At 61.5% G+C, this 23,921-nt stretch carries 23 protein-coding genes; 6 read left to right on the top strand and 17 right to left on the bottom strand.

Annotated features, from left to right (window positions below):
* Position 1: 1 nt before the first annotated feature.
* A complete protein-coding gene (locus tag NGK62_RS11400) occupies positions 2-589 on the bottom strand; it encodes a cysteine dioxygenase family protein (RefSeq protein WP_059376248.1) in 588 nt (195 codons plus the stop codon).
* A gap of 116 nt (positions 590-705) precedes the next feature.
* On the opposite strand from NGK62_RS11400, the gene NGK62_RS11405 reads away from it, so the two are divergent.
* Positions 706-1,638: a LysR substrate-binding domain-containing protein gene (locus tag NGK62_RS11405; RefSeq protein WP_059376252.1), complete on the top strand. Its 933-nt coding sequence runs from the start codon at positions 706-708 to the stop codon at positions 1,636-1,638.
* Here the strand turns inward: NGK62_RS11405 and NGK62_RS11410 are convergent.
* Genes NGK62_RS11410 through mnmG form a run of 6 tightly spaced genes read right to left on the bottom strand, consistent with a single transcriptional unit; the run spans position 1,592 to position 7,795 of the window.
* Complete coding sequence (locus tag NGK62_RS11410) at positions 1,592-2,596, bottom strand: asparaginase (protein WP_059376255.1); 1,005 nt, start codon at positions 2,594-2,596, stop codon at positions 1,592-1,594. The genes NGK62_RS11405 and NGK62_RS11410 overlap by 47 nt on opposite strands.
* Positions 2,589-3,515 (bottom strand): ParB/RepB/Spo0J family partition protein, encoded by a 927-nt coding sequence (locus NGK62_RS11415; RefSeq protein ID WP_251878362.1) that lies wholly within the window; start codon positions 3,513-3,515, stop codon positions 2,589-2,591. Before NGK62_RS11415 ends, NGK62_RS11410 begins: the two co-directional genes overlap by 8 nt.
* A gap of 43 nt (positions 3,516-3,558) precedes the next feature.
* The gene (locus NGK62_RS11420; protein WP_251878364.1) at positions 3,559-4,383 is read right to left on the bottom strand and encodes a GNAT family N-acetyltransferase; all 825 of its coding nucleotides are present in this window, start codon (positions 4,381-4,383) and stop codon (positions 3,559-3,561) included.
* Between the two features lie 9 nt (positions 4,384-4,392).
* The gene (locus NGK62_RS11425) at positions 4,393-5,193 is read right to left on the bottom strand and encodes a ParA family protein (protein ID WP_059376264.1); all 801 of its coding nucleotides are present in this window, start codon (positions 5,191-5,193) and stop codon (positions 4,393-4,395) included.
* Positions 5,190-5,879, bottom strand: coding sequence for a 16S rRNA (guanine(527)-N(7))-methyltransferase RsmG (rsmG, locus tag NGK62_RS11430; protein WP_251878366.1), 690 nt, complete (start codon positions 5,877-5,879; stop codon positions 5,190-5,192). Before rsmG ends, NGK62_RS11425 begins: the two co-directional genes overlap by 4 nt.
* The gene (mnmG, locus tag NGK62_RS11435; protein ID WP_059376269.1) at positions 5,876-7,795 is read right to left on the bottom strand and encodes a tRNA uridine-5-carboxymethylaminomethyl(34) synthesis enzyme MnmG; all 1,920 of its coding nucleotides are present in this window, start codon (positions 7,793-7,795) and stop codon (positions 5,876-5,878) included. Before mnmG ends, rsmG begins: the two co-directional genes overlap by 4 nt.
* Positions 7,796-9,221: 1,426 nt before the next feature.
* Between mnmG and NGK62_RS11440 the strand changes: the two genes are divergently transcribed.
* The gene (locus NGK62_RS11440) at positions 9,222-9,500 is read left to right on the top strand and encodes a hypothetical protein (RefSeq protein WP_251878368.1); all 279 of its coding nucleotides are present in this window, start codon (positions 9,222-9,224) and stop codon (positions 9,498-9,500) included.
* An 819-nt stretch (positions 9,501-10,319) separates the two neighbouring features.
* Here the strand turns inward: NGK62_RS11440 and NGK62_RS11445 are convergent.
* Together NGK62_RS11445 and NGK62_RS11450 are read right to left on the bottom strand one after the other, a co-directional pair.
* Positions 10,320-10,526 carry a cold-shock protein gene (locus NGK62_RS11445; protein ID WP_006216596.1) on the bottom strand — a complete coding sequence of 69 codons (207 nt, stop codon included), beginning with the start codon at positions 10,524-10,526 and terminating at the stop codon, positions 10,320-10,322.
* A 232-nt stretch (positions 10,527-10,758) separates the two neighbouring features.
* Positions 10,759-11,829, bottom strand: a complete 1,071-nt coding sequence (locus NGK62_RS11450) for an AbrB family transcriptional regulator (protein WP_059376274.1) — start codon at positions 11,827-11,829, stop codon at positions 10,759-10,761.
* Positions 11,830-11,905: 76 nt separating this feature from the next.
* Between NGK62_RS11450 and NGK62_RS11455 the strand changes: the two genes are divergently transcribed.
* Entirely contained in the window at positions 11,906-13,072 is a 1,167-nt protein-coding gene (locus tag NGK62_RS11455; protein WP_059376277.1) for a pyridoxal phosphate-dependent aminotransferase, read from the top strand.
* A 220-nt stretch (positions 13,073-13,292) separates the two neighbouring features.
* Here the strand turns inward: NGK62_RS11455 and NGK62_RS11460 are convergent, their stop codons facing one another.
* From NGK62_RS11460 to NGK62_RS11480, 5 genes are all read right to left on the bottom strand, one after another.
* Positions 13,293-14,819, bottom strand: a complete 1,527-nt coding sequence (locus tag NGK62_RS11460; RefSeq protein WP_059376280.1) for a tripartite tricarboxylate transporter permease — start codon at positions 14,817-14,819, stop codon at positions 13,293-13,295.
* Positions 14,816-15,253 (bottom strand): tripartite tricarboxylate transporter TctB family protein, encoded by a 438-nt coding sequence (locus NGK62_RS11465; RefSeq protein WP_059376281.1) that lies wholly within the window; start codon positions 15,251-15,253, stop codon positions 14,816-14,818. The genes NGK62_RS11460 and NGK62_RS11465 overlap by 4 nt, the downstream gene beginning before the upstream one ends.
* 111 nt (positions 15,254-15,364) lie before the next feature.
* On the bottom strand, positions 15,365-16,363 hold the full coding sequence (locus NGK62_RS11470) for a Bug family tripartite tricarboxylate transporter substrate binding protein (protein WP_059376284.1): 999 nt from the start codon (positions 16,361-16,363) through the stop codon (positions 15,365-15,367).
* 120 nt (positions 16,364-16,483) lie between these two features.
* Complete coding sequence (locus tag NGK62_RS11475) at positions 16,484-17,860, bottom strand: sensor histidine kinase (RefSeq protein WP_251879576.1); 1,377 nt, start codon at positions 17,858-17,860, stop codon at positions 16,484-16,486.
* A gap of 97 nt (positions 17,861-17,957) precedes the next feature.
* Complete coding sequence (locus tag NGK62_RS11480) at positions 17,958-18,635, bottom strand: response regulator (RefSeq protein ID WP_013397059.1); 678 nt, start codon at positions 18,633-18,635, stop codon at positions 17,958-17,960.
* A gap of 490 nt (positions 18,636-19,125) precedes the next feature.
* On the opposite strand from NGK62_RS11480, the gene NGK62_RS11485 reads away from it, so the two are divergent.
* A complete protein-coding gene (locus NGK62_RS11485) occupies positions 19,126-20,493 on the top strand; it encodes a ClcB-like voltage-gated chloride channel protein (RefSeq protein ID WP_251878370.1) in 1,368 nt (455 codons plus the stop codon).
* Between the two features lie 57 nt (positions 20,494-20,550).
* Here NGK62_RS11485 and NGK62_RS11490 read toward each other — a convergent pair whose 3' ends face one another.
* The gene (locus NGK62_RS11490; RefSeq protein WP_251878372.1) at positions 20,551-21,003 is read right to left on the bottom strand and encodes a GNAT family N-acetyltransferase; all 453 of its coding nucleotides are present in this window, start codon (positions 21,001-21,003) and stop codon (positions 20,551-20,553) included.
* 186 nt (positions 21,004-21,189) lie between these two features.
* On the opposite strand from NGK62_RS11490, the gene NGK62_RS11495 reads away from it, so the two are divergent.
* Entirely contained in the window at positions 21,190-21,528 is a 339-nt protein-coding gene (locus NGK62_RS11495) for a hypothetical protein (RefSeq protein WP_124260365.1), read from the top strand.
* 25 nt (positions 21,529-21,553) lie between these two features.
* Here the strand turns inward: NGK62_RS11495 and NGK62_RS11500 are convergent, their stop codons facing one another.
* Positions 21,554-22,111, bottom strand: coding sequence for a hypothetical protein (locus NGK62_RS11500; RefSeq protein ID WP_251878374.1), 558 nt, complete (start codon positions 22,109-22,111; stop codon positions 21,554-21,556).
* A 42-nt stretch (positions 22,112-22,153) separates the two neighbouring features.
* Between NGK62_RS11500 and NGK62_RS11505 the strand changes: the two genes are divergently transcribed.
* Positions 22,154-22,510, top strand: a complete 357-nt coding sequence (locus NGK62_RS11505) for a transcriptional regulator (protein WP_054455821.1) — start codon at positions 22,154-22,156, stop codon at positions 22,508-22,510.
* A 32-nt stretch (positions 22,511-22,542) separates the two neighbouring features.
* Here the strand turns inward: NGK62_RS11505 and mnmE are convergent, their stop codons facing one another.
* The gene (gene mnmE, locus NGK62_RS11510) at positions 22,543-23,895 is read right to left on the bottom strand and encodes a tRNA uridine-5-carboxymethylaminomethyl(34) synthesis GTPase MnmE (protein WP_059376299.1); all 1,353 of its coding nucleotides are present in this window, start codon (positions 23,893-23,895) and stop codon (positions 22,543-22,545) included.
* Positions 23,896-23,921 lie beyond the last annotated feature (26 nt).

The raw sequence follows: 23,921 nt of genomic DNA on the forward strand, positions 1-23,921 counted from the left end.
ATCAGCGGCGCGTCTGCACGCCGATCGGCATGACTTTGCAGGTACCGGCAGCCAGATCGAACGCCAGGCGCTCGGTCAGCGTTTCCAGTGCGCGGCCATACATGTGCAGATGGCGGATGACGCTGTCGCCCTGGATTTCCACGGCGTGGATATCGTCCGGCATCAGCGCAATGCCCGTGCCGGGACCGACCACCACGGTGCCGGTCTTTTCTAGCCGGCCCACGCCGGGCACGGAGCCGTCGTCGCTGCGATCGTAGACGTAGTTGTATTCCACGCCTTCCACGGCCGCGATACAGGCCCAGGTCGTGTGGTTGTGCGGAACGATCTGCTTGCCGGGACGCATGACGTTCAGATAAAGCGCGTAGCTCTTGTCGGCGTCTTCGGCGATCAGGTAGCGGGCCTGGCGTTCGCCGTCTTCCGGAGCGGGGTAGCGATCGGCGGCCCACCAGTCGGAGTGGCCGGCCAGGCCGATCAATTCATCCAGCACGGTTTGCAGGCTGTCGCGGTTCAGCCCCTTATTTCCTACAGTTTTTTTAATATTTTCGATGGCACTGGTGATGCCGGCCTGATGAGGGTGTGCGTTGCTCACTTTGTGTTTTCCCTATTTTCATGAGTTATGGCATTGAATGTATCCCCCCTCCTCACGCGGAACAATTTAAATTGCCTTAAGATTCCATTAGCATCTCTAATACTTCGTAGAGCACCATGCGCAATCTGGATCTGGACCTGCTCCGCACGCTGACCGCCATCGCCCGGCACGACACTTTCTCGGAAGCCGCCAACCGGCTGCACAAGACGCAGTCCGCCGTGACGCAGCAGATGCAGCGGCTGGAATCTCTCATCGGCCAGCCCTTGTTCGAGAAACAAGGCCGCAACAAGGTGCTCTCTTCGCATGGACGCCGCCTGGTGGAGTACGCCCGCCACATGCTGGCCATCAACGATGAGGCGCTGCGCGCCTTGCAAGACGGACCGCTGGAAGGCGACCTGAAGCTGGGCGCGCCGCTGGACGTGGCGGATTCGATCCTGCCCACGCTGCTGACGCACATCGCGCGTTCGGCGCCGCGCGTGAAACTGGAAATCCGCACGGACCGCAGCCCCTTCCTGATGGATGCCCTGCGCGCGGGCGAACTCGACCTGACGATATCCACGCGCTTCGACCAGGACTTCGAGGGCGTGGCGCTGCGCACTTCGCCCACGGTGTGGCTGGCCTCGGCCGACTACGTGCATGACATGCATGCGCCGGTGCCGCTGGTACTGGCCGATGAACCCAGCATCTTCCGCCGGCTGGCGCTCACGGCTCTGGAACAGGCGCGCGTGCGCTGGCACACCAACTACGTGGCGCCGACGCTGGTGGGGATCAAGGCGGCGCTGCGCGCCGGTTTAGGCGTCACCGCGCGCAGCGTCGAACTGCTGGGGCCCGAAATGCGCGTATTGGGCGAAAAGGAAGGATTGCCGCCCTTGCCCGACGTGACGTACTTCCTGTGGATAAGGCCTGACCTGATCAATCCGCTGACGCGGCAGGTCTACGAGATGCTCAAGACCAGCCTGCGGCTGGCGCAGCAGGACGATGCGGCGGCCCAGCCGCCGCGCCTCAATAGCGGTCGAACAGATCCTGCAGGGCTGCCGGATCGCGCGTGACGGAAAGACCCAGCATCAGCAGGATGCGGGCTTTCTGTGGATTCAGGTCGCGCGCGGCAACAAACCCCAGGCGCGCGTCATCGAGTTCGACGTCGCGCGCCACGAAGCCGCTGCCCGTGCGGCTGGAGCGCACGACCGCCACGCCGTTGGCCGCGGCGCGGCTCAGGCCTTCAATGGCCAGATCGGTGGCGTTACCGTCGCCAACGCCGGCCAGCACGATGCCGTCTGCGGCATCGGCCAGGAAATCGATCAGATCGCCCTGCAGGTCGGCATGGGCATAGACAACATCCACGCGGGGCCAACCGGCCTTTTCCAGCAATGCGAGTGAAAACTCGCTTTCTACGGTGTGCGTCGTGGTGTTGCGCGAATAGAAGAATGGAACCCCGCCGTGCATGACGCCGGCGCGGCCGCGATTAGGCGAAGCGAACGCGCAGAGGCCGGCGCTGGCGATCTTCTGGATCTCGCGGGCGTAGTGCACGTCTTCGTTCATGACGACGAGCGGCCCGCGGGCGCGCGCCTCGGGATGGCGCGCCAGCGCCACCGCGTTGTACAGATTGGCCGGGCCTTCGGCGCCCAGGGCGGTGGCCGGACGCATGGCGCCCACCAGCACCACGGGCTTGTCGTGGCGTATCACCAGGCTCAGGAAGTACGCCGTTTCTTCCAGCGTGTCGGTACCGTGCGTGATGACGATGCCCGCCACCGAGGCGTCGCGGCTCAGTGCATCCACGCGTTCGGCCAGCGCGCGCCAGACGGCGTGCGTCATGTTCTGGCTGCCGACGTTGGCAACCTGCTCGGCACGGATCTCGGCGATGCCCGCCAGTTGCGGCACGGCAGCCAACAGATCGTTGACGGAGAACGAGCCGGCCTTGTAGCCGGCGGCGGTCGCGTCAGCCTGGGCGCCAGCGATCGTGCCGCCCGTCGCCAGTACTGCGATGACAGGCAGCGCGCGCTCAGGCATCCACCACTCCGGACAGGCCTTGGCGCTCAAGCAGGGAATTCAGGTGTTCCCAGCCATGGAAGTCGATGACGATCTGGCCCTTTTCCTTGGCGCCCACTTTCAGCGCGACGCGCGTACCCAGATGGTCGGATAGCGCCTCTTCCAGGCGGGTCAGGTCGCGCGATGCGCCGTTGGCCTTCTTCTTGGGCGCGGTGGACGACTCGGCTTCCTTGGCGGTCTTGGCGACCAGCTTTTCGGCTTCACGCACCGACAGGCGGCGCGCGATGATCTGGTTGGCCAGCTGGATCTGCGTAGCCGCGTCCACGGCGAGCAGCGCGCGCGCATGGCCCATGTCCACATCGCCCGCCAGCAGCATGGTCTGCACGGCCGCCGCCAGGTTCAGGAGGCGCAGCAGGTTGCTGGTGGCCGAACGCGAACGGCCGATCGCTTGCGCGGCCTGTTCATGCGTCAGGCCGAATTCGTCGAGCAGCCGGCGCACGCCCTGCGCTTCTTCCAGCGGATTCAGGTCTTCGCGCTGGATGTTTTCAATCAGCGCCATGACGGCCGCGTTCTCGTCGGCCACTTCACGCACCAGCACCGGCACTTCCTTCAGGCCGGCAATCTGCGCAGCGCGGAAGCGCCGTTCGCCGGCAATGATTTCATAGTGGCCGGGCGCAGCTTCGCCCAGTGCGCGCACAAGAATGGGTTGCATGATGCCTTGTGTGCGGATCGATTCGGCCAGTTCGCCCAACGCGCCCTCGTCCATGCGCGTGCGCGGCTGATACTTGCCGGCGCGCATCTTCGAGACGGGCAAGGTGGACGGCGGACCCTCGGGCTTGGCGGCGGCAGCAGCCTTGCCGATGTTCTCGATGGCAGGCGCGTCGGCGCCGAGCAAGGCGTCCAGTCCGCGGCCCAATCCCTTGGGTTTCTTGGTGGCCATAATTAAATCCTCTTTCCTTCTGTTTTTGTATCCCGAGCCTGGCTCAGGCGTCCGTCTGCTCGGCGGGCAGGCGGTACCAATACGCGTAACAGTCTTTGAAACCGTAGCGGCCATACAAGGCGCGCGCGGCTGTATTCTCCGGCTCAACCTGCAAATAGGCTGTCGTGGCGCCGCCGGCGGCGCCTGTTGCCAACAAGTGTTCAATCAGGGCGGCGGCGTAGCCTTTGCGCCGCTGCCCCGGGTCGGTGACGATATCGAACAGGCCCAGCAAGTCGCCGTCGCGGACGGCCAGGCCCGCGGCAACGCACTGCCCCGCCGCGTCGGTTGCCAGCACCGGCGAGATATCCACAGCCAGTCCTTGCAAGCGCGTCCGATGTTCGGCGATGTGCGCGGATTCCGAGTTGCGCATTGCCCCGACCGCCGCCGCGAAGCGTCCGGTATCGACAATATTGAAAAGCAGATCGCCCCGGACGCTGGGCCTGGGAGCGAGCGGCATGCACATGACTCGGGTCTCGTCGGTAAAGGTATAACCGCGGGACTCCAGTTCGACGTCGAGGGAAAAATCGGGACCGATGGAGGTAATGCGCAGCACCATGGGCAAGCCATGGCGCGCATACAACGATGAACAATACGCCAGCCGCTCGTCCAACGGACGTGTGGATAACCCCAGCACATTGATACTGCGTGCGCGCTTGGCCGACGAAGGCGCGAACCGCACCAGCCAGCCATCGAAAAGCACCTGCGCACCGACCGCCGTCGCGTTCAGCGCGGCCTCTTCCAGACGCGTGCGCAGGCTGTCGCGCGCGTCGATGCGCGGCGTACCGGAGACTGGCATTTCGGTCTGGGAAAAGAGCGGAACGGCGGACATGGTTGCGGTCTACTTCAGATCCTTCTTCACGCGCTCGATCATTTCAGCGCCAAACGAGATATAGGCTTGCGCACCACGCGAGCCGCGGTCGTACACCACGCCGGGCATGCCGTAGCTGGGGGCTTCGGCCAGGCGCACGTTGCGCGGCACCACGGTCTTGAAAACCTTGTCGCCGAAATGTGCCTCGAGCTGCGCGGAGACCTGCTGTTGCAGGGTCATGCGCGGATCGAACATGACGCGCAGCAATCCGATGACGCGCAGGTCGTCGTTGATATTCCGGTGCACGCGCTTGATCGTGTTGACCAGGTCGGACAGGCCTTCCAGCGCGAAGTACTCGCACTGCATCGGAATGATGACGCCATGGGCGGCGGCCAGGCCGTTCAAGGTCAACAGCGACAGCGTGGGCGGGCAATCGATCAGCACGAAGTCGTACTGCGTGGCGACCGTGTCGATCGCGGCCTTCAACTGGCGCTCGCGTTGTTCCATCTGCACCAGGTCGATCTCGGCGCCAGATAGTTCGCGGTTGGCGGGCAACACGTCGTAGCCGCCCGACTCGGACTTCACGCGGGCCTGCTCGATGTTGGATTCGCCGATGAGCACCTGGTACAGGTTCGACTCGAGCGAGTTCTTGTCGATGCCGCTGCCCATCGTGGCATTGCCTTGCGGGTCCAGGTCCACCAGCAGCACACGTTGGTTGTGCGTGGCAAGGCCCGCCGCCAGATTGATGGCGGTCGTCGTCTTGCCCACACCGCCCTTCTGGTTGGCAATGCAGAAAATGCGGGCGGAGGTGCTGGGGGGTATGTTCTTCATAGGGTTCCTTGACTACGGCGCATCCAGATCAGGCAGCGTTCGGCCTGCAACTCAGGCACGCGCAACGGCTGGATGTGGTCGACTTGCCATTCTCCGCGCGCATGCAGCGCCTGTATTTCGTCCTCGGGGACCTTGCCCTTCATGGCGACGAGGGTACCATCGTTGCGTACATGGCGACCTGCGAGTTGCGCAAAATCGTCCAAGGAAGCAAAGGCGCGTGACGTCACCACATTGCACTCGGCGGGCGGCAAGGTTTCGATACGCGCGTGGCTGGCCTGCAGATTGGGCAAGGCCAGCACGCCGCTCATCTGGCGCACGAATGCCATCTTCTTTTCGACTGCGTCCACGCAGGTCACAGACCAATGGGGTCGCATGATCGCCAGAACGACGCCTGGCAAGCCGCCGCCCGATCCGACGTCGTAGACCTTGGCCGGCGTGTCCGAAGCGCCCAGCGCCTCGCTGAACGGTCCCACGGCGGCCAGGCTGTCGAACAGATGCTGGATCAGCATCTGCTGCGGATCGCGGATGGCGGTGAGGTTATAGGTCCGGTTCCAGCGCTGCATCTGCGACAGATAGTTCAGCAGCTTGGCCATCGTGGCGGCGTCGGCGTCCAGCCCCAGTTGCTCGCATGCGCGAGACAGGCGGCCGGCCATGTCCGCGCCGGCCGTATCGGCGTACGCGCTCATGCCGCTTGCTTGCGCGAGCCGTAATGCAGGCGCTTCAGATGGATCAGCAGCAAAGAAATTGCAGCGGGAGTGACGCCGGAGATACGCGCGGCCTGGCCGATGGTCTCCGGGCGATGCGACTTGAGCTTCTGGCGCACTTCGAACGACAGGCTGGTCACGGCATCGTAGTCGACATCAACGGGGATGGCCTGTTGTTCATGCGCGATCTGTTTCTGGACTTCGACCTGCTGGCGATCGATGTAGCCGGCGTACTTGACCTGGATCTCGACTTGCTCGGCCAGCACTTCGTCTTCCACCACGCCGGGGCCGGCCAGGAGCGAGCCGTCGGTATTGCGGGCCGCCATCAACGCTTCATAGGAAACATTGGGCCGTTTCAGCAGGTCTGAAAGTGAGTACTCACGTTCAATCGCCTTGCCCAGCAGAGGTTCCGCAACTTCGGCGGGAAGTATACGCGGATTCACCCAAGAGGATTTCAAACGTTCGACTTCCGCGGACACGGCGTCGCGCTTGCGATTGAAGGCATCCCAGCGCGCGTCATCCACAATCCCGAGGCGACGGCCGATTTCGGTCAGACGCAGATCGGCGTTGTCTTCGCGCAGGCTCAACCGGTATTCGGCCCGGGACGTAAACATGCGGTACGGCTCAGTCACGCCGCGCGTGACCAGGTCGTCGACCAACACGCCCAGATAAGCCTCATCGCGGCGCGGAGTCCATTGCTCCCGCTCCAGCGCGTACAGCGCGGCGTTGACGCCAGCGAGCAGCCCTTGGGCGGCCGCTTCTTCGTAGCCGGTCGTGCCGTTGATCTGTCCTGCGAAGTACAGGCCCGTGATCGCCTTGGTTTCCAGGGTGCTCTTCAATCCACGTGGATCGAAGTAGTCGTACTCGATGGCGTAGCCGGGGCGCAGGATGTGCGCATTTTCCAGGCCAGGCAAAGAATGGATCAGGGCCAACTGCACGTCGAACGGCAGGCTGGTCGACACGCCGTTCGGATAGACCTCGTGCGTATCCAACCCTTCGGGCTCCAGAAAGACCTGGTGCGACTCCTTGTCGGCAAAGCGATGGATCTTGTCTTCGATGGACGGGCAGTAACGCGGCCCCACCCCCTCGATCACTCCGCTGTACATCGGCGAGCGGTCCAGGCCGCCGCGGATGATGTCATGGGTACGGGCGTTGGTATGCGTGATCCAGCAAGGCAGCTGGCGCGGGTGCATGGCCACGCTGCCCATGTAGGAAAACACGGGAATCGGATTCAGATCGCCAGGCTGCTCTTCCAGGATGCTGTAGTTGATCGAGCGGCCATCGATGCGCGGCGGCGTGCCGGTCTTCAAGCGCCCTTGCGGCAAGGCCAGTTCCTTCAGGCGCTGCCCCAGGGAGATAGCGGGAGGATCGCCGGCACGGCCGCCCGAATAGTTCTGCAGGCCCACGTGAATCAGGCCATTCAGGAACGTACCCGCAGTCAGCACCACGGACTTGGCGCGGAACTTCAGACCGATCTGGGTAACGGCACCGACCACGCGATCGCCCTCCACCATCAGGTCTTCGACCGCCTGTTGGAACAACCAGAGGTTTGGCTGGTTTTCCAGGCGGCCACGGATAGCCTTGCGGTACAGCACCCGATCGGCCTGAGCGCGCGTAGCGCGGACTGCTGGCCCCTTCGATCCATTGAGGATGCGGAATTGAATCCCCGATTCATCCGTCGCCAAGGCCATCGCGCCACCCAGGGCGTCGACTTCTTTGACAAGGTGGCCCTTGCCGATCCCGCCAATGGAGGGATTGCAAGACATTTGGCCTAGGGTTTCGATGTTGTGCGTCAGCAGCAGCGTCTGGGCGCCGGCACGGGCGGCAGCCAGCGCAGCTTCGGTGCCGGCGTGGCCGCCACCGACGACGATGACATCGAATTCGCGGGGATAGTCCATGATTGGGGGGGGAAGGTAAGAGAGCGTTCGGTGCTCATTATAGAGGCAGGGATTGCATGTTTCACGTGAAACATGCTTCGGCGCAGCTTGAATCTGGTTAGGGCCGAGACGCCGTCGGCAAAAGGCAACTTCACAAGCCCGTGAGGGATGAATATGTCGGCATTTGCCACTGCTTTGCCCACGGTGTTTCACGTGAAACGTCGTACTTTTCAGAGCTGATCACCTCCTACCCGGGCGTGCTACCAAATCGTCGGCATCAGAATCTTTCCCATCCATGTACCTCTGTATTGGATGAAATTCGCCATAAGGGGTAGAGGATGAGCGGACATGTTCCACGTGAAACATGTCAGAACTCCCAGCAGGGTTACTGTATGAATGCACCCTGCCCACTACCTCGAGTACTTGGTCATTTCTTATCAACGTGCTGGACCGGCGAATGTTCCACGTGAAACAGATACCCTTTGCGCGGTGCCGCGCCAGGTACCGCAGTCGCCCTCTCCTTCAAGCAAAGAGTTCATGCTTTCGCATCACAGGACAGCGACGGCCGAGCATCGTACAGCTCATAGGTTGGATGAGTCGTGCCTGCTTTTTGAGCACCTCACACGCACATTCCTATTCCCTACACCTCCGATGTTTCACGTGAAACATTGCTTCTCTGCACCGCTGGCGATCAACGTTTCACGTGAAACGTTCATCGTTAAGTGGGCGAATAGCGGCAAGAGGTCTGTTCCACACTCGAGAATGTTCCACGTGAAACACAAGGGCAGGACCCGCGTGGATAGAAATACAGGCAGACGTTCGAACCTCGTCATACGAACCTACCCCCAACTTCCTACCCAATCATTCGACGCACGAAAACCCCTAATTTCAATCTTCCAAAGGTTCATTCAAAAGAAAGCAATTTTCCAACCCCTACCCTACCCCTTACCCAAATCAAAGGCACTTTTTCGTGTTTCACGTGAAACTAAAGCGCTGACAGGTATCGAAAGCGCGCCACTTATCGGTAGTGGAATCCATGCGCACGACTTCTACTACGACGTCAGTCCCTTGATAAGAAATCGTCCTGTCGGATTTGCGCTTATCCATCCCAGCATCAAAACTGGCTAGTACCTGAAATGCCCGGCTCCGCCCATTGTCAAAGCGCGGGTTGTACACGTCCTATCTCAGCCTGAGGTGATATCTTTCGCTCAAGGCGACAGCTCGGGATAACTCGGAAGCCACAAATCGGGTGGAAAAAACTCGCGGCAGAGTCCCTCGGATACTGCACAGTGTTATCAACAGCTAGCAGATCCGATAGCTACCGACATTCGCGGTTTCACGTGGAACAACTCTGGGGATAAGTCATTGCAGGCCAGTGCGTCGCGGGCCGCAAAACGGCTATGGCTGACGAGCTCGGCAAAGTGCCAAGAAGCATGAAAAAGCACAAATGCCCAACTGTCTTCTCTATGGCAGCAATCGATTATTTCTATTTTGGATGCTTGCCAAGCTTGGGAAAAGTGCCGATCAAACTAATGCAATAGTGGCGCAAAAAACCGTGGAAAACTATGTGGATAAGATCGTCGTCACTGCCACAACGAATTTTCGAAAACCCACCATGACGACATTCGCCCTTGAATGTGGCCGGGAACTCTACCGCCGTATTCAGGTCCAAATACCGCACAAAATGGTGGAAGCGGATTATTCACAAAGCTATCCACAGATTTGAACCCTGCGGCCTCCCACTACGCGTACACCGTCGACCACGCCGCACGGATTCATTGACCGGACAACCATCTTGCCCGTCCGCGGTAACCCGCGCCATCATCCTTATGGGTGAGACCCGGCCTTTCATGTGAAACCCTGTGGAAAACTCGCCGAGCGGGAATTCAGACTCACCCATGTATTGACCGCAGTGCCCTCGATCCGGTTCCGCCCACGCAGTCCCAAGTCGCGCACAGAGCTCTGGATATCTTCACCCCGCCCTATCTTTCGGACCCTATCCCCATTTCTATCCACAGGCACTTAAGCCGCCTCAGGGCACCAAAGGGTGTAATTCTGTGCATAACCGGGATGGGGATATCTTTGTGAACAACCGCCCACCATCCGAGCAAAAACGGGCCAGAGCGGCCTCAGAACAATATGGCGCCGCCGCCCCGATGCCGCCTGAGATTCACTTCAATATCGCCTTAAATGCCTGTATTTCCTAGGGAAAGGCCATGTTGAAGCGTAGCTATCACGGCTAAGCCAACTAAACCAAAGCAGCGCAGCCACTCCGCGACAGCGTTCCAAGAAAGACGGGATAACTGTGCAAAACCCGGGTACCGAGATGCAATTGCTTCATTGCTGAGCAAGAAAATACTCATACCCGAAAATAATTATCCACAAACTTATCCACGGGCAGAGAATATGTTAGTGAATACTAACTACCCGAGTGGAGCAAGCAGAGCAGGCGCAGGCCCCAAATGAAACAACGCCCCAGACCTTCCGGTCTTGGGGCGTTGTAGCCAGGCCGAGCCTGGCGGACGGGAAATTGGGATTTCCCGATTTAGAGCGGGCGAATTTCGGCCGCTTGAGGTCCTTTCGGACCATCCTTGACTTCGAATTCGACTTCCTGGCCTTCGTTCAGGCTGCGATAGCCGCGGCCCTGGATGGCGGAAAAGTGTGCGAAAACATCGGTACCACCAACGTCCGGCGTGATGAAACCGTAACCCTTGTCAGCGTTGAACCACTTAACTTTGCCCTTCTGAGCCATTTTTTCTAGCGTCCTGTAATTAACTCGAAATGCAATGAATCAAGGACGCCGTGAGAACTGAACGACCGGTAGTAGTACCTGCGTTGCTGCTGCGTTCCCGCTTGCCGCCTAGCTGCAGAACGAGTCCGCGCGCTGCTTGAATCAACTGCGTAATCAGCATACTCAGCACGCATTACAGACTCATATAGTTGTTTACCCCAATGTCGTATTTTTAATACTGGGTCTCGTTCCGCTAGGGTTTACGACTCTGCCGGCGCGCCATGAATGCGTAGATCGGACCAGTCACAATCACCACAAAAACCATGCGCGTGACGTGGAAGGCGGTGACCACAGGAACCCCTAGCTGCAGCACTTTGGCCGTGATCGCCATCTCGGCAATGCCACCCGGCGTAGTACCGAGAATCAACGTGGGAATGGGAGCGGCGGACCATAGCGACAGCAAGGCACCCAGACCAAACGCAAGCGCCAGCGCAGCCACCGTAAAGCCGGCCACAGCCCCAATGAAACGCGGCGCGGCCCGAAAGAAATCCGGCCGATAGCGATCGCCCAGCGACCAGCCTATCAGCAACTGGCCAATCTTCGGCACGTAGTCTGGCAAGGCCGACAGCTCGATGCCATTGGCCGTCAGGATCATGGCGACCGACATCGGGCCCAGCACCCAGGGATTCGGCAGCCGCAGCTTCATGAAGGCAGCGCCGCCGACGCAGGTCAGCGTAACCAGTGCCGCCAGCCCCCAAGCATGGACCACTTTGGGTCCAGGAATCGTGGGATCCAGCCCTGCCACGCCCCACCACTGGAAGATGAAGGGCACGGCGACCACCACCATCAGCACGCGCACGCTATGCGCCGTCGCCACCCGATCTATGCGCGCCCCGTGGCGCTCGGCCAGGTTTGCCATTTCGCTCGCTCCGCCGATGGCGGAAGAAAACCAGGCCGTCTTGAAATCTACATCGGTGTAGCGGCGCAGGATCGCCGTGCCCATGAAGGCCAGGCCCAACGCGAACAACATCCCGACGATGATAGGTCCGGCGTTGCTGCCTATGTGGCCAATCACCTGCGGCGTGAAGTAAAGGCCCAAGGAAGTACCGATGACCCACTGGCCCGCATTGCGCGCCGGCCTCGGACACGCGGTGCCCAAACCCGCAATGCGCGTAGCTGCGGTCACCAGCAACGCGCCCAGCATCCACGGCAGCGGGATGTGCGCCCATAACGCCAATAATGCGCCAGCCAATGCCAGCGCCAAACCGCCCAACACCCTCCACAACATGTTCTGACCCACGATACCGCCGCACCTTAAGCTCATGTGAAAACCGAATTATGAGTTAGTGGGATACTTACGAAAACTCTCTCTGCTAGCAACGTTCACTCTCGCGTCCACCATGATCCGATCCAAACTTCCCGACGTTGGCACCACCATCTTCACCGTGATGAGCCGCCTGGCCATCGACCACAAAGCCATCAACCTGGGCCAGGGCTTTCCCGACTTCGACCCCGATCCCGCCTTGTGCGCCCTCGTGTCCAAGGCCATGGCCGACGGCCACAACCAGTATCCCTACATGCCAGGCGTGGCGCCCTTGCGCGAAGCCATCGCTGCCAAGACGCGCGAACTCTATGGCCATGCCTACGATCCGGAAACCGAGATCACCGTCACCAGCGGCGCGACCGAAGCGTTGATGGCAACCGTGCTGGCCGCCGTAGGTAGCGGCGACGAAGTCGTCGTCATCGAACCTTGCTACGATTCCTATCTGCCGGCGATCCGGCTGGCAGGCGGCACTGCCGTGCCGGTGCCGCTGCGCGCGCCCACCGAGGCTGATCCCTACTACCGCATCGATTGGCAGCGTGTGCGCGATGCCATCACGTCCAAGACCCGCCTGTTGATGCTGAACTTTCCGCACAACCCGACCGGCGCGGTGTTGGATGACAGCGACCTGGACGCACTGGAAGCCATCGTGCGCGACACGGGCGTGCTGCTGGTGTCCGACGAGGTCTACGAGCACATTGTGTTCGATGGCAAGCCGCATGCCAGCGTGGCGCGCCGCCCTTTGCTGGCCGAGCATGCCTTCGTGATCTCGTCCTTCGGCAAAACCTATCACACCACCGGCTGGAAGATCGGCTATTGCTGCGCGCCGCGTCAGCTCAGCGCCGAATTGCGCAAGGTGCATCAATTCATGGTGTTCACCGTACCCTCGCCCATGCAGTTCGCGCTGGCCGAGTTCATGCGCGATCCCAAGCCTTACCTCGACCTGCCCGCCTTCTATCAGGCCAAGCGCGACCGCCTCGCTCAAGGGCTGGCCAAGACCCGATTCCGCCCCCTGCCCAGCCCGGGCACATTTTTCCTGCTGGCGGACTACAGCCAGATTTCCAAACAGAACGAGGCCGACTTCGCGCGCGATCTGACGGTGAACCATGGCGTCACGGTGATACCGGTATCGGCGTTCTATCGCCAGCCCGATGCCGCCGAATCGAACCACCGCATCGTGCGTTTCTGCTTCGCAAAAAAAGACGCGACGCTCGATGCAGCCCTGGAGCGTCTGGCGCAGGTTTGACGCCCTCTACTCAACACTCCACAGTGGATTGAATTTTCTCGCTGGCTCTATATACAAGCGTTCCAGCTGAAAAACATGAATAAAAGCTCGCATTAAAGATAGAGCCGATTCAAAGCGGATTCACGAAAAAAAAGGGCGCCCATAAGGCGCCCTATGCAATTCCCGACCCAGATTCCGCAGCGCGGCTGTTGCCCTTTACAACAGCCGCGCCGCCATGGAATCAGGCCGGACCAGCGGCAAGCTCTTTCGCTTTGCGCATGCGGCGCATGATTTGCGGCACGACCACGACGGCGGCCGCCCCCACCCACATCGCAATCGACACCGGGCTGGCGAACAGCACGCCGACATCACCATCGGTCATCGACAGGGCGCGGCGCAGGTTCTGTTCCATCATGTTGCCCAACACCACGCCCAGTACCAGCGGGGCCATCGGCACACCGAACTTGCGCAAGAAGTAGCCCAGCGCGCCTATGCCCGCCACCAGCAGCAAATCGAAGGTGCCCGCGTTGATGGCGTAGACGCCGATATAGCTGATGCACAAGATGCCAGGCACCATCAACCATCCCGGCACCGACAGCACCTTGGCGAAGAAGCGCACCAGCGGCACGTTCATGACGAACAGCAGCACGTTGGCCACGAACAGCGACGCGATCAAGCCCCACACCAGCTCGGGCTTGGTGTCGAACAGCACCGGACCCGGGGTGATGTTGTAGAGCGTCAGCGCACCCATCATCACGGCAGTGGTACCCGAACCGGGCACGCCCAGCGTCAGCATCGGCACGAACGAGCCGATGGCCGATGCCGTGGCGGCGGCTTCCGGCGCGACCAGGCCGCGCATGTCGCCCTTGCCGAACTTTGCGTCCGGATCCTTGGCTTCGATGATGCGCTTTTCCTGCGAGTACGCCACGGCCGCGGCCACGCTGGCGCCGGCGCCGGGCAACACGCCCACGCCAAAGCCCACCAGCGAGCTGCGCACCACGCTCCACCAGGTGAGCGCCATTTCCTTCAGGTTGAAGAGCTTGCGGCCGCTGGGCTTGACCTCGACGCTATGGCCGGACATGACCTTTTCCAGCATTTCCAGCATCTCGCTGACCGCGAACAGCGCAATCACCACCACCACGAACTCGATGCCGTCGGCCAGATGCACCGATTCAAAGGTGTAGCGATAGACGCCGGAGTTCGCGTCCACGCCGACCACCGAAATCGACAGACCTATCATCGCCGCCAGCACGCCCTTGACGGGCTGTTTGCCCAGCAGGCTGGTCAGGCAGCAGAACGCGAAAATCATCAACACGAAGTACTCGGCGGGGCCGAAGGCCAACGCCCACTTGGCCAGCAACGGCGCGAGCAGGATGATGCCCACGACCGACACGATGGCGCCGAAGAACGCGGACCAGGCGGAGAGCGACAGCGCAACGCTGGCCATGCCCTGCCGCGCCAGCGGATAGCCATCCAGCGTCGTCATGATGGCGCTGGCCTCGCCCGGCACGTTCAACAGGATGGCGGTGATGCGGCCACCGTACTCGGCGCCCACATAGACGGCAGCCAACAGAATCAGCGCGGTCTCGGGCGGCAAGTTCATGGCAAACGCGATCGGGATCAGCATCGCCACGCCGTTGACCGGTCCCAGGCCGGGCAATACGCCCACCATGGTCCCGATGAACGAACCGATCATGGCCACCAGCACGTTGGTCAGCGAAAAGGCGACGCCGAAGCCTATCGCCAAGTGATCAAGAATGCCGCTCATATCAGGGTCTCCAGCAAACCGGTAGGCAGGACCACGTCCAGCACCTTGTCGAACAGCAAGAAAAACAGCACGCTCATGACGGCGCCGCCGATGGCGCACTTGATCCAGCCGCCTCCGAACAGGCGGCCGACGAATATCGTCATCAAAGTGGTCGCGATCACGAAACCCAGCCACTGGAACAGGAAGGCATACGCCACCGCGAATGCCATCATCAGCGCGATGCGGGCATTGGCGCCGGGCGGATTGGCCTCGACCTGATGACCGCCCTTGTAGACCAGCCACAGGCCGCACACGCCGATGATCAGCGCCAGCAGCAAGGGAAAGGCGCGCGGGCCCACCGGTTCATAGGCGAAGGGGGCTTCGATTCCCCAACCCGCCGCGGTCATGAAGGCGGCCAGCGCCAGCGCCGCCACACCCAGTATTCGATCGTTCATGATCACTTTTCCGTTGTAGTCGCATCGCGCGGCGCAGCGCTCCCCTGCCGCCGCGGCTATGCCGGCGGCGGGGAAGCTAGAACAACGCGATAGGGAGGAGAGCCTTGCGGCTTACTTCTTGACCAGGCCGAACGAGTCGGCCAGTTCGCCGTAGACCTTGACCTGGTTCTTCACGTAGGCGTCCAGCTCGGGACCCGTCTTGTTGAAGGGGAACAGGCCCTGCTGCTGGCGCAGCTTGTCGAACTCGGGCGAGGCCGTGGCCTTGTTGAAGGCGTTGACCCAGAATTGGTAGTCGCTGTCCGATACCTTCGGGCCGACGTAGAAGCCGCGGATGATCGGCCAGACGATGTCGTAGCCTTGCTCCTTGGCAGTGGGCACGGTGCCCAGCTTGCCCGGCAGGCGCTGGTCGTTGAACACCGCCAGCACGCGGATGGGAGCACCGCCTTCCAACATGGTGAAGGCTTCCGCCGCATCGCCCATGTAGGCCTGGATATGGCCGCCGCGCAAGGCCGTCACGGCTTCGCCGCCGCCTTCAAACGCCACGAAGCGCATCTTCTTGAAATCCACGCCCGCCGCCTTGGCGGTCAGCGCGGCCTTCATCCAGTCCTGGCTGCCCACGGTGCCGCCGGCGCCCAGCACGATCTTGGTCGGATCCTGCTTGAAGGCGTCCATCAGGCTCTTCAGGTCGGTGTATGGAGAATCGTTGCGGACGACAGCCACGCCATAGTCGGTGCCGATGGCGGCCAGCCAGCGCACGTCGTCGACGTTGTACTTGCCGAACTTGCCCTGGGCCAGGTTCAGGAGCGAACCGCCGGAAAAGGCCACGATGGTGCCCGGTTCGTTCGGGTGCTGGGCCACGATGTTGTTGTAGGCCACGGCGCCGATGCCGCCAGGCATGTAGACGATGCGCATGGTGCTCTTGAGCGCGCCGCTTTGCTTCAAGCCTTCGGTGGCCAGGCGGCAGGTCAGGTCGAAACCGCCGCCAGGCTGGGCGGGCGCGATGCATTCCGGGCGGCGCGGCTCGTCGGCCGCGTGGGCGGCGCCCAGGGACAAGGTAATCGTGCCCAGCGCCGCGACGGCGGCCAGGCGCAGTTTCAGACTAGTCTGCATTTTTTGCGTCTCCGAGATTTATAGGTCTAGGTATGGCTGGAAGCTCTGCTCAGACGGTTCTTTCCGTGATAACGGCCCCAGTGGACGCAACCGTACAAAAACGAAGCTTTCCAAAAGCTTTCAAATTCCGGCGTTTTCCTGGTGCGCCGCAGCATCTTCCTGTTTTTCCAGGGTAAACACCAATGCCGCCCTCAGGCCTGGCAAGGGCACCCGGTTCTCCAGGACCAGCCGCGCCCCCAGGATCTCGGCAATCGTCCCGACGATGGCCAGCCCCAAGCCGGCTCCGGGCTTGTTCTTGCCAGCAGCTCCCCGGCGAAAGCGGATGCAGGCGCGGGCGATGTCCTCCGCCGACATGCCCGGGCCGCTGTCCTCGACCACCAGCCGGGCCTGCCCGGCGTCGATCTGCACCCTTACCGTGACCTCCCCTGCGGGCGAGGTGTAACGGATGGCGTTGTCCACCAGGTTGCTGACCGCTTCCCTCAGCAGCCAGTCCGCCCCCTGGACCGCCACCGGGCGGATCTCGGCCTCCAGGCCGATGTCGAGCTGGCGGGCTCGGGCGGTCGGAAGCAGGCTGCGGATGACCCCGTCAGCCAGCTCCACCACATCCACCGGTTCGGGGCTGAAACCGCCTTCGGCCAGGGAGGCGTCTTTAGCGCGCGCCAGGGCGAGCATTTGGTTGGTGGTGCGTACGGCCCTGTCCAGGCCCTCCTGCATCGCCAGAAGGGCTGTACGGACCTCCTGGGGGTCTGTTTCGCGCAGGGCGTAGGCGGTCTGGGTCCGCAAAACCGACAACGGAGTGCGCAACTGGTGCGAGGCGTCGTCCAGGAACTGGCTCTGGACCCTCGCCTGGGCCGCAAAACGGGCCATGTGGAGGTTTACGGCCGCGACTAGGGGTAGGACCTCACCTGGCATGTCCGACGCGCTCACGGGGCTTAAATCGTCCGCGGAACGCCCTTCCACCTCCTGACGCAGCCTGACCAGGGGGCGCAGGGCCATGAAAACCCCCAGGATGATCACCAGAACGCTGATCAGGATCACGGCCAGGTCCCGCTCCACCGAGCGTACCAACACCTGGTGCAGGAAGGCCTGGCGGGTATCCAGGCCTTCGGCTACCTGCACGATAACCCGTCCCCCTTTATTTGCGTACAGAGGTGGATCCATGGGCCGTGCCAGCGCCGCAACCCGCACTGGCGTGCCCTGGTAATCGGCGTAGAAAAAGCGCGGTTCGCCCGAAATCAGCGGTTCGGCAGGCATGGGCAGTCCCGGACTGCCGATTTCGGCCAGCCCGTCCTCGGTGGCGACCCGGTAGAACACGCTGCCATTGGCCGTCAGCTCGAAAAATTCCAGCATCAGGTATGGCTGCTCCATGGCTAATCCACCGCTGGCTGTGGATATGTTGTGGTCGATCGCGCGCAGCGCGCCAGAAAGCGAACGGTCATAGGCAATGTCGACCTGGTTGCGCAGCTGGTGGTTCGACAGCCACAGGGCGCCCATCATCACGAAGACCAGGGTCGGGATCAGCCACCAGAGGAGCTGGGTCTTCAGTGTGCGGTTGCGCTTTTTTGCACTGAAAAACCCTTTTTTTTGCGCACTTCTAGTTGTCAACAAGGTTCTCCAGGCAGTAGCCCATGCCTCGCATGGTCACGATCTGCACGCCGGTGTCGGCCAATTTTTTGCGCAAACGGTGGACCACCACCTCGATGGCTTCCAGGTTGATGTCCGCATCGTCGGTCAGGATGCGGTCCAGGATCTGCTGCTTGTTGATGGGTTCGCCGCTTTTTTGGATCAGTACCCGCAGAACCGAGTGTTCACGTGGGGATAACTGCAAGGGCTGTCCGTTGACCGTGAATTTTTGAGCGGAAGTCTCGAAAACCAGGTTTCCCAGTGTAAGGCGCGGGTGTTCTCTCCCACGGCTGCGTCGGATGAGTGCGATCAACCGCGCTTCCAACTCTTCCACAACAAACGGTTTTGGCAGGAAATCGTCTGCTCCCTGGTGGAGTGTCCCGATTTTTTCGGCCAGCGAATCGCGCGCGGTCAAGACCAGGACCGGCGTACGGTCGTCCCGCGCGCGAATCTTCGCGAGCAAAGCATGGCCATCCATGCCCGGTAGTCCCAGATCGAGGATGACCGCGTCGAATTCTTCCATGGCCAGCCTTCTTTCGGCGACCAGCCCGTCATCAGCCCACTCAACGACGAAACCAGCGTGCCTGGCCAGGCTTCTTGAAAGCCAGCGTGCTAGTTCGGCTTCGTCTTCTATCAGAAGGATGCGCATGGACGGAGTCCGGGGGGGGATGGCTGGGTGGAATGGGAGAGCATGTTTGGCTTTTCCTTTATTTCTCTTTATATAAAGACTAATGATTAATAAGGCCTGTGGATAACTACCTTAACCTTGAAAACCTCTTTTTTTTTCATCAGCTTGCAGCCGTTTTTGGCTGTGCAAGAACTCTGTGTGGGAAAAAAGCTGAAGTTGGACAAGATTTTGGACCCTGTCCGAAACCCCCGCTTGTTCAACTTGCCTCCACAAAATGTGCACAAGGCGGCTACTTAGGAGTTATCCACAGGGCGTTTCTGCCGGACGGGTTCCAAAAACGGCACTTTTACCCTGAAAAACGTCGGGTTGCCACCCTGCTTTTTCGGCCTTCTGGCGGCGTTTAGAGGCTCTCCCAGGCGTTCGCGGAAAGGGGCATTCGGGGGGAGACGTGCAGCTCTTCTTGACTGGGAACTGAACAAAAAGTGAGCAGGTTCCGCCGTAGAATTCCGCCATGGCGACAGAAATCAGAATCAAGAAAGCGGGCTGGGCAATCTGGCTGCGTAGCCGTTTGTTGGCGGACAACTTGCCGGCCACGCTCTGCGCGGCGGCGCTGATGGGCCTATTGGGGGCGCTGGCCACCGTGGTCTTCCGGGAAATGCTGGCCTGGACGCAAATGTTGCTGGGTGGGGAGGACACTCCTCATGGCATGGTGTCCCTGGCGCGCGGGCTGAGTTCCTGGCAACGCTTCCTGATGCCGGCCATAGGTGGCGCCATCGCGGGCGCCATACTGCAAATGGCGGCCAGATGGCTGCCCAGGCGCGGCGCGGCGGACTATATGGAGGCGATTTCCATCGGCCGCGGGGTCATCGGCTTTCGCCAGACAGTCGCGCGCAGCCTGTCGTCGATTTTTTCCATCGGTTCTGGCGCCTCCATCGGCCGCGAAGGTCCCATGGTGCAACTGGCGGCGATGTTGTCATCCCTGACCGGCCGCTATCTGGTGCTTCCGCCCAGGCATCTGCGCCTTCTGGTCGCCTGCGGCGCCACGGCGGGGATTACTTCCGCCTACAACGCGCCCATCGCCGGCGCCTTGTTCATATCCGAGATTGTTTACGGCGCGATCGCTTCGGCCACCTTGGTGCCGCTGGTCGTATCGTCGGTCGTGGCGAACATCGTGACGCGCCAGATCCTGCATTACGACGCGGTTTTCCATATGCCGCCCTTCACTTTCGTGTCTGGCTGGGAGGTCATCAACTATCTGGGATTGGGGGTGATCGCCGGCCTCGCAGCGCCGCAATTCCTGCGTTTCCTGGACACGGCGCGCGCCGCGTTCGGCCGCGTGCCCGCGCCGCTGTGGGCGCGCATGGCATTGGGCGGACTGATCGTCGGCGCTTTGTCGGTGGTGAATCCCGAGGTCTGGGGCAATGGCTACAGCGTGGTCAACAGCATGTTGCATACGCAGTGGGCCTGGCAGGCGGTGGCCGCCATCCTGCTTTTGAAAACGCTGGCCACCGCGGCCAGCGTGGGATCGGGCGCGGTAGGCGGCGTGTTCACGCCGACGTTGTTCGTGGGGGCGGCGCTGGGCGCCCTGTACGGAACCGGCCTGCAGGCTTTGTTTCCCGCGGGGGATCTGTCGGCGGTATCGAGCTATGCGGTGGTGGGCATGGGGGCGTTGCTGGCTGCCACCACCTATGCGCCATTGATGTCCATTCTGATGATTTTCGAGATGACGCTCAGCTATGAAGTCATGCTGCCGCTCATGCTGGCCTGCATCACGGGTTACGTGATTGCGCATCGCATACGGCCGGATTCGGTATATGCGAAATCGTTGGCCAGCAATCGGCGCGCGCAGCGCGTCGTTGCCCGGGGCCGCGATGAGTGAATGGATTTTTATTAATATGAGCAAATACTCGTGTTAATAAAAAAGTAAGAATAGCCCTTATATAAGGGATTTTTTCATGAAAACGCGCTTCAGCCCGATTTCTTCCGCGCGATGGGTTTCCATGTATCCGTACCGCGTGTAGATCGCGATGTTCTCGGTCATCTTCTCCTGCGTGTACAACCGGATGCAGGTATACCCGGCCTGGCGCGCTGCATTTTCTGCGAATTGCATCAGGTCGCGGCCATAGCCTTTGCCCTGCGCTTGCGGATCCACCGCGATGTTGTCCAGCAGCAGGCAGTCGGGTTCCGGAATCAGGACCAGCACAGCTTGCACGGTATCGTGCACCCGCAGCACATGGACCACGCCTTGTGCGACGCGGATGGCGTAATCGTCGAGCATCGGTCCAGGTGTTGCGCCGATGCGCGCAACATAGTGGCCGTAGGCTTGCGCGACGATCCGCTCGATGTCGGGCAGGTCGTCAAGGCTGGCGAGGCGTATGTCGGGGTGCATGCGAGTTCCGGATAGAGCGCCGCCCGGTGTGGGCGGATTTTCCAGAAATATAGGACGTGCGGCAAGGTCGCAAGATTGTTTTTCCAATTGGTTATAGAATTTATAACTAATAGTTCGCGTGTATACCCCGAAGATGATGTGCGATCACCGAAGAAATTGGCTCAGTGATCCCGCAAAGGAGTGTCAATGGCACCTAGTACGTCTTTCCCGGGGAACAGCGCGTCCGACAATCTGTGGAACGAGTATGCAACGTTCCACGAGGCTTGTTCAGGCGTGCTGGACCGGGTCGAGCAACACAGGGATAGCGGCATCGCCTTGTCGGATAGTGAGTTGTCGGAGCTGAGAACCATGGCGCTCAACCTCAACACATTCGGCCGGGTGCTGCATGGCAAAAGAGCGCGGGAAATGCGCCTGCTGGCCGAGCGCGCCCAGCGGGCCTTGGGCAATGCCGAAGCGGCCTCGCCGCCTGCGCCGGTACAGGAAGACAGCGAATCCGAAGGCAACCCGGCCGCGGTGGCGGGCTAAACCTGAGGCTGGTCCCTTAGGGCAGTCAGGCCGCGCGTCGGCGCAACAACGAGCGTCCCAAGGCACTGACTACCTTGAGCGTGTACAACACGATCAAGGATCCCGCAATGTCTCCGGTCAGCATCGCGATGAAGCCGTCGGCGAGCACGGCTCTCTCTCCCTGGAGAAAGAACCAGAGATGGTGAATGGTCGTATTCATTACCGCATAGACCACTGCGCAGATCAGTAGGCGCCAGGCGGTAAGGTTGCCCAGGTCGGGCCGCAATCGCAGTGCCGAACGGGCCCAGCGGTACGCCAGGTAGGGAGCGGCAGCGGCCATGATGCCCCCCGCGACAGAGCGGAGCATGTCGTCCGGAAAGTAGTAGCAGAAGCAGGCGATCCACGATCCAGCCAACAGTCCGAGCGCCGCGGGCAGGCCAAACAGCAAGGTGCATATCAGGCGCACGCCCGCCGGCAGATAGATCCAATTGATGCCCCGCACAAACTCAAGGTTGGTGAACACCCATTCATTGACTACCAGACTGCCCAGGAACAGCGCCATCGTCACCAGAGCCCACTTACCCTGATCTAGAATGTTCTCCATATTTGGAATTCCGCCGCTTGTCAGTCGCTGCGTCCATTATCCATGAAAGAAAAAAAGAGACCCGCCGACATCTACATGCGCTTTCTGCGCCTGACCGATGCGCTGCGCGGCCTGCCCGCGCTGCCATCGCTCGATCCCCTGGAAGAACGCATACTCACACTGATCGCGCGCGCGTCGCAGGAACAACGCCGCTTGTCTGTGCGCGATGTGATGGCGGTGGACAGCATAGGGTCGCCCGCGACCTTGCACGCACGCTTGAAATCGATGCGCGAGAAAGGCTGGGTACTGCTCGTCGATACCGAGGACGCGCGCCGCAAGCAGGTCGAACTCAGCCAGGCGGCGTTGTCGCATTTCGACCGCTTGTCGGAATGCCTGGTGGAAGCGGCGCGCAAGCCCTGAGCTGCAGCGCTGCAAAACGCCGCAGCGCAGGCTTATTTTCCGATACAGAAGCTCGAAAAGATCTCGCCCAGCAGATCGTCGCTGGTGAACTTGCCCGTGATGCTGGACAGGCTGTCATGCGCCAGCCGCAGTTCTTCCGCAAACAGGTCCAGCACCCGGTCGTCCTGTTCCGCATGCGCAGCGGCAAGCTCCAGGTGTTCCGCCGCGTCTTGCAAGGCGTGCAGGTGCCGTTCGCGCGCGAGCCACGGAGATTCTCCCCCGGGATTCCAGCCCGCGATGCGCAGCAATTCGGCGCGCAATTCGTCGAGGCCCGCGCCGCGCTTGGCCGAGATGCCAAGTTCCTGAGGAGCGGCGGCGAAGGGCGTGGCTAGCAGATCCACCTTGTTGAAGACCTTCAGCACAGGCGTGCGCGGCGGCAGGCGCGCCGTGATCTGGGCGTCCAGCTCGTCGCCAGGCTGGGTGGCATCCTGCAGATGCAGGATGACGTCGGCACGCTCGATTTCCTGCCAGGTGCGCGCAATGCCTATGCTTTCCACCGTGTCCTCGGTTTCCCTGAGCCCGGCGGTATCGACGATGTGCAGCGGCACGCCGTCGATGTGGATTTCCTGCACCACCTTGTCGCGGGTGGTGCCTGCGATCGGGGTGACGATGGCGATGTCGTCGCCGGCCAGCGCATTGAGCAGGCTGGACTTGCCGACGTTGGGCTGGCCGGCCAGCACCACGTGCAGGCCTTCGCGCAGAATCACGCCCTGGCGCGCTTGCGCAATCAGCTTGGCGAGGTCCGCGGTCAGCGCCTCCAGGGTCGGGCGGGCTTGATACTTTTCGAGGAAGTCGATTTCCTCTTCGGGGAAATCCAGCGTCGCTTCGACCAGCATGCGCAAATGGATGATGCGGTCCGACAGGTCGTTCACGCGCGCGGAAAAGTCGCCCGACAGCGACGCCATGGCGCCGCGCGCGGCGGCCACCGACGAGGCCTCGATCAAATCGGCTACGGCTTCGGCCTGAGCCAGGTCCATGCGGTCGTTGAGGAAGGCGCGGCGCGTGAACTCGCCCGGCTCGGCCAGCCGGATGCCGAGGTCGCGGCCGGCGGCCAGACAGCTTTCCAGCACGCGGCGCAGCACGGCGGGGCCACCGTGCCCTTGCAGTTCCAGCACGTCTTCGCCGGTATAGGAATGCGGCGCGCGGAAATAGATGGCGATGCCTTCGTCCAGCAATTCGCCCGTACCGGATTTGAACGGCAGGTAGTGCGCATGGCGCGGCGTGAGTTCGCGTTGGAACAGGCGGCGCACGAGTTCGGACAGGTCCGTGCCGGAGATGCGGACGACGCCGATACCGCCTCTTCCGGGGGCGGTTGCGATGGCGGCGATGGGGGCGTAGGCGGACATATTTCGGGCAAGGCAAGGCGAGAACA

The organism is Achromobacter sp. Marseille-Q4954 (assembly GCF_943737025.1).
GTDB lineage: Bacteria > Pseudomonadota > Gammaproteobacteria > Burkholderiales > Burkholderiaceae_B > Achromobacter > Achromobacter bronchisepticus_A.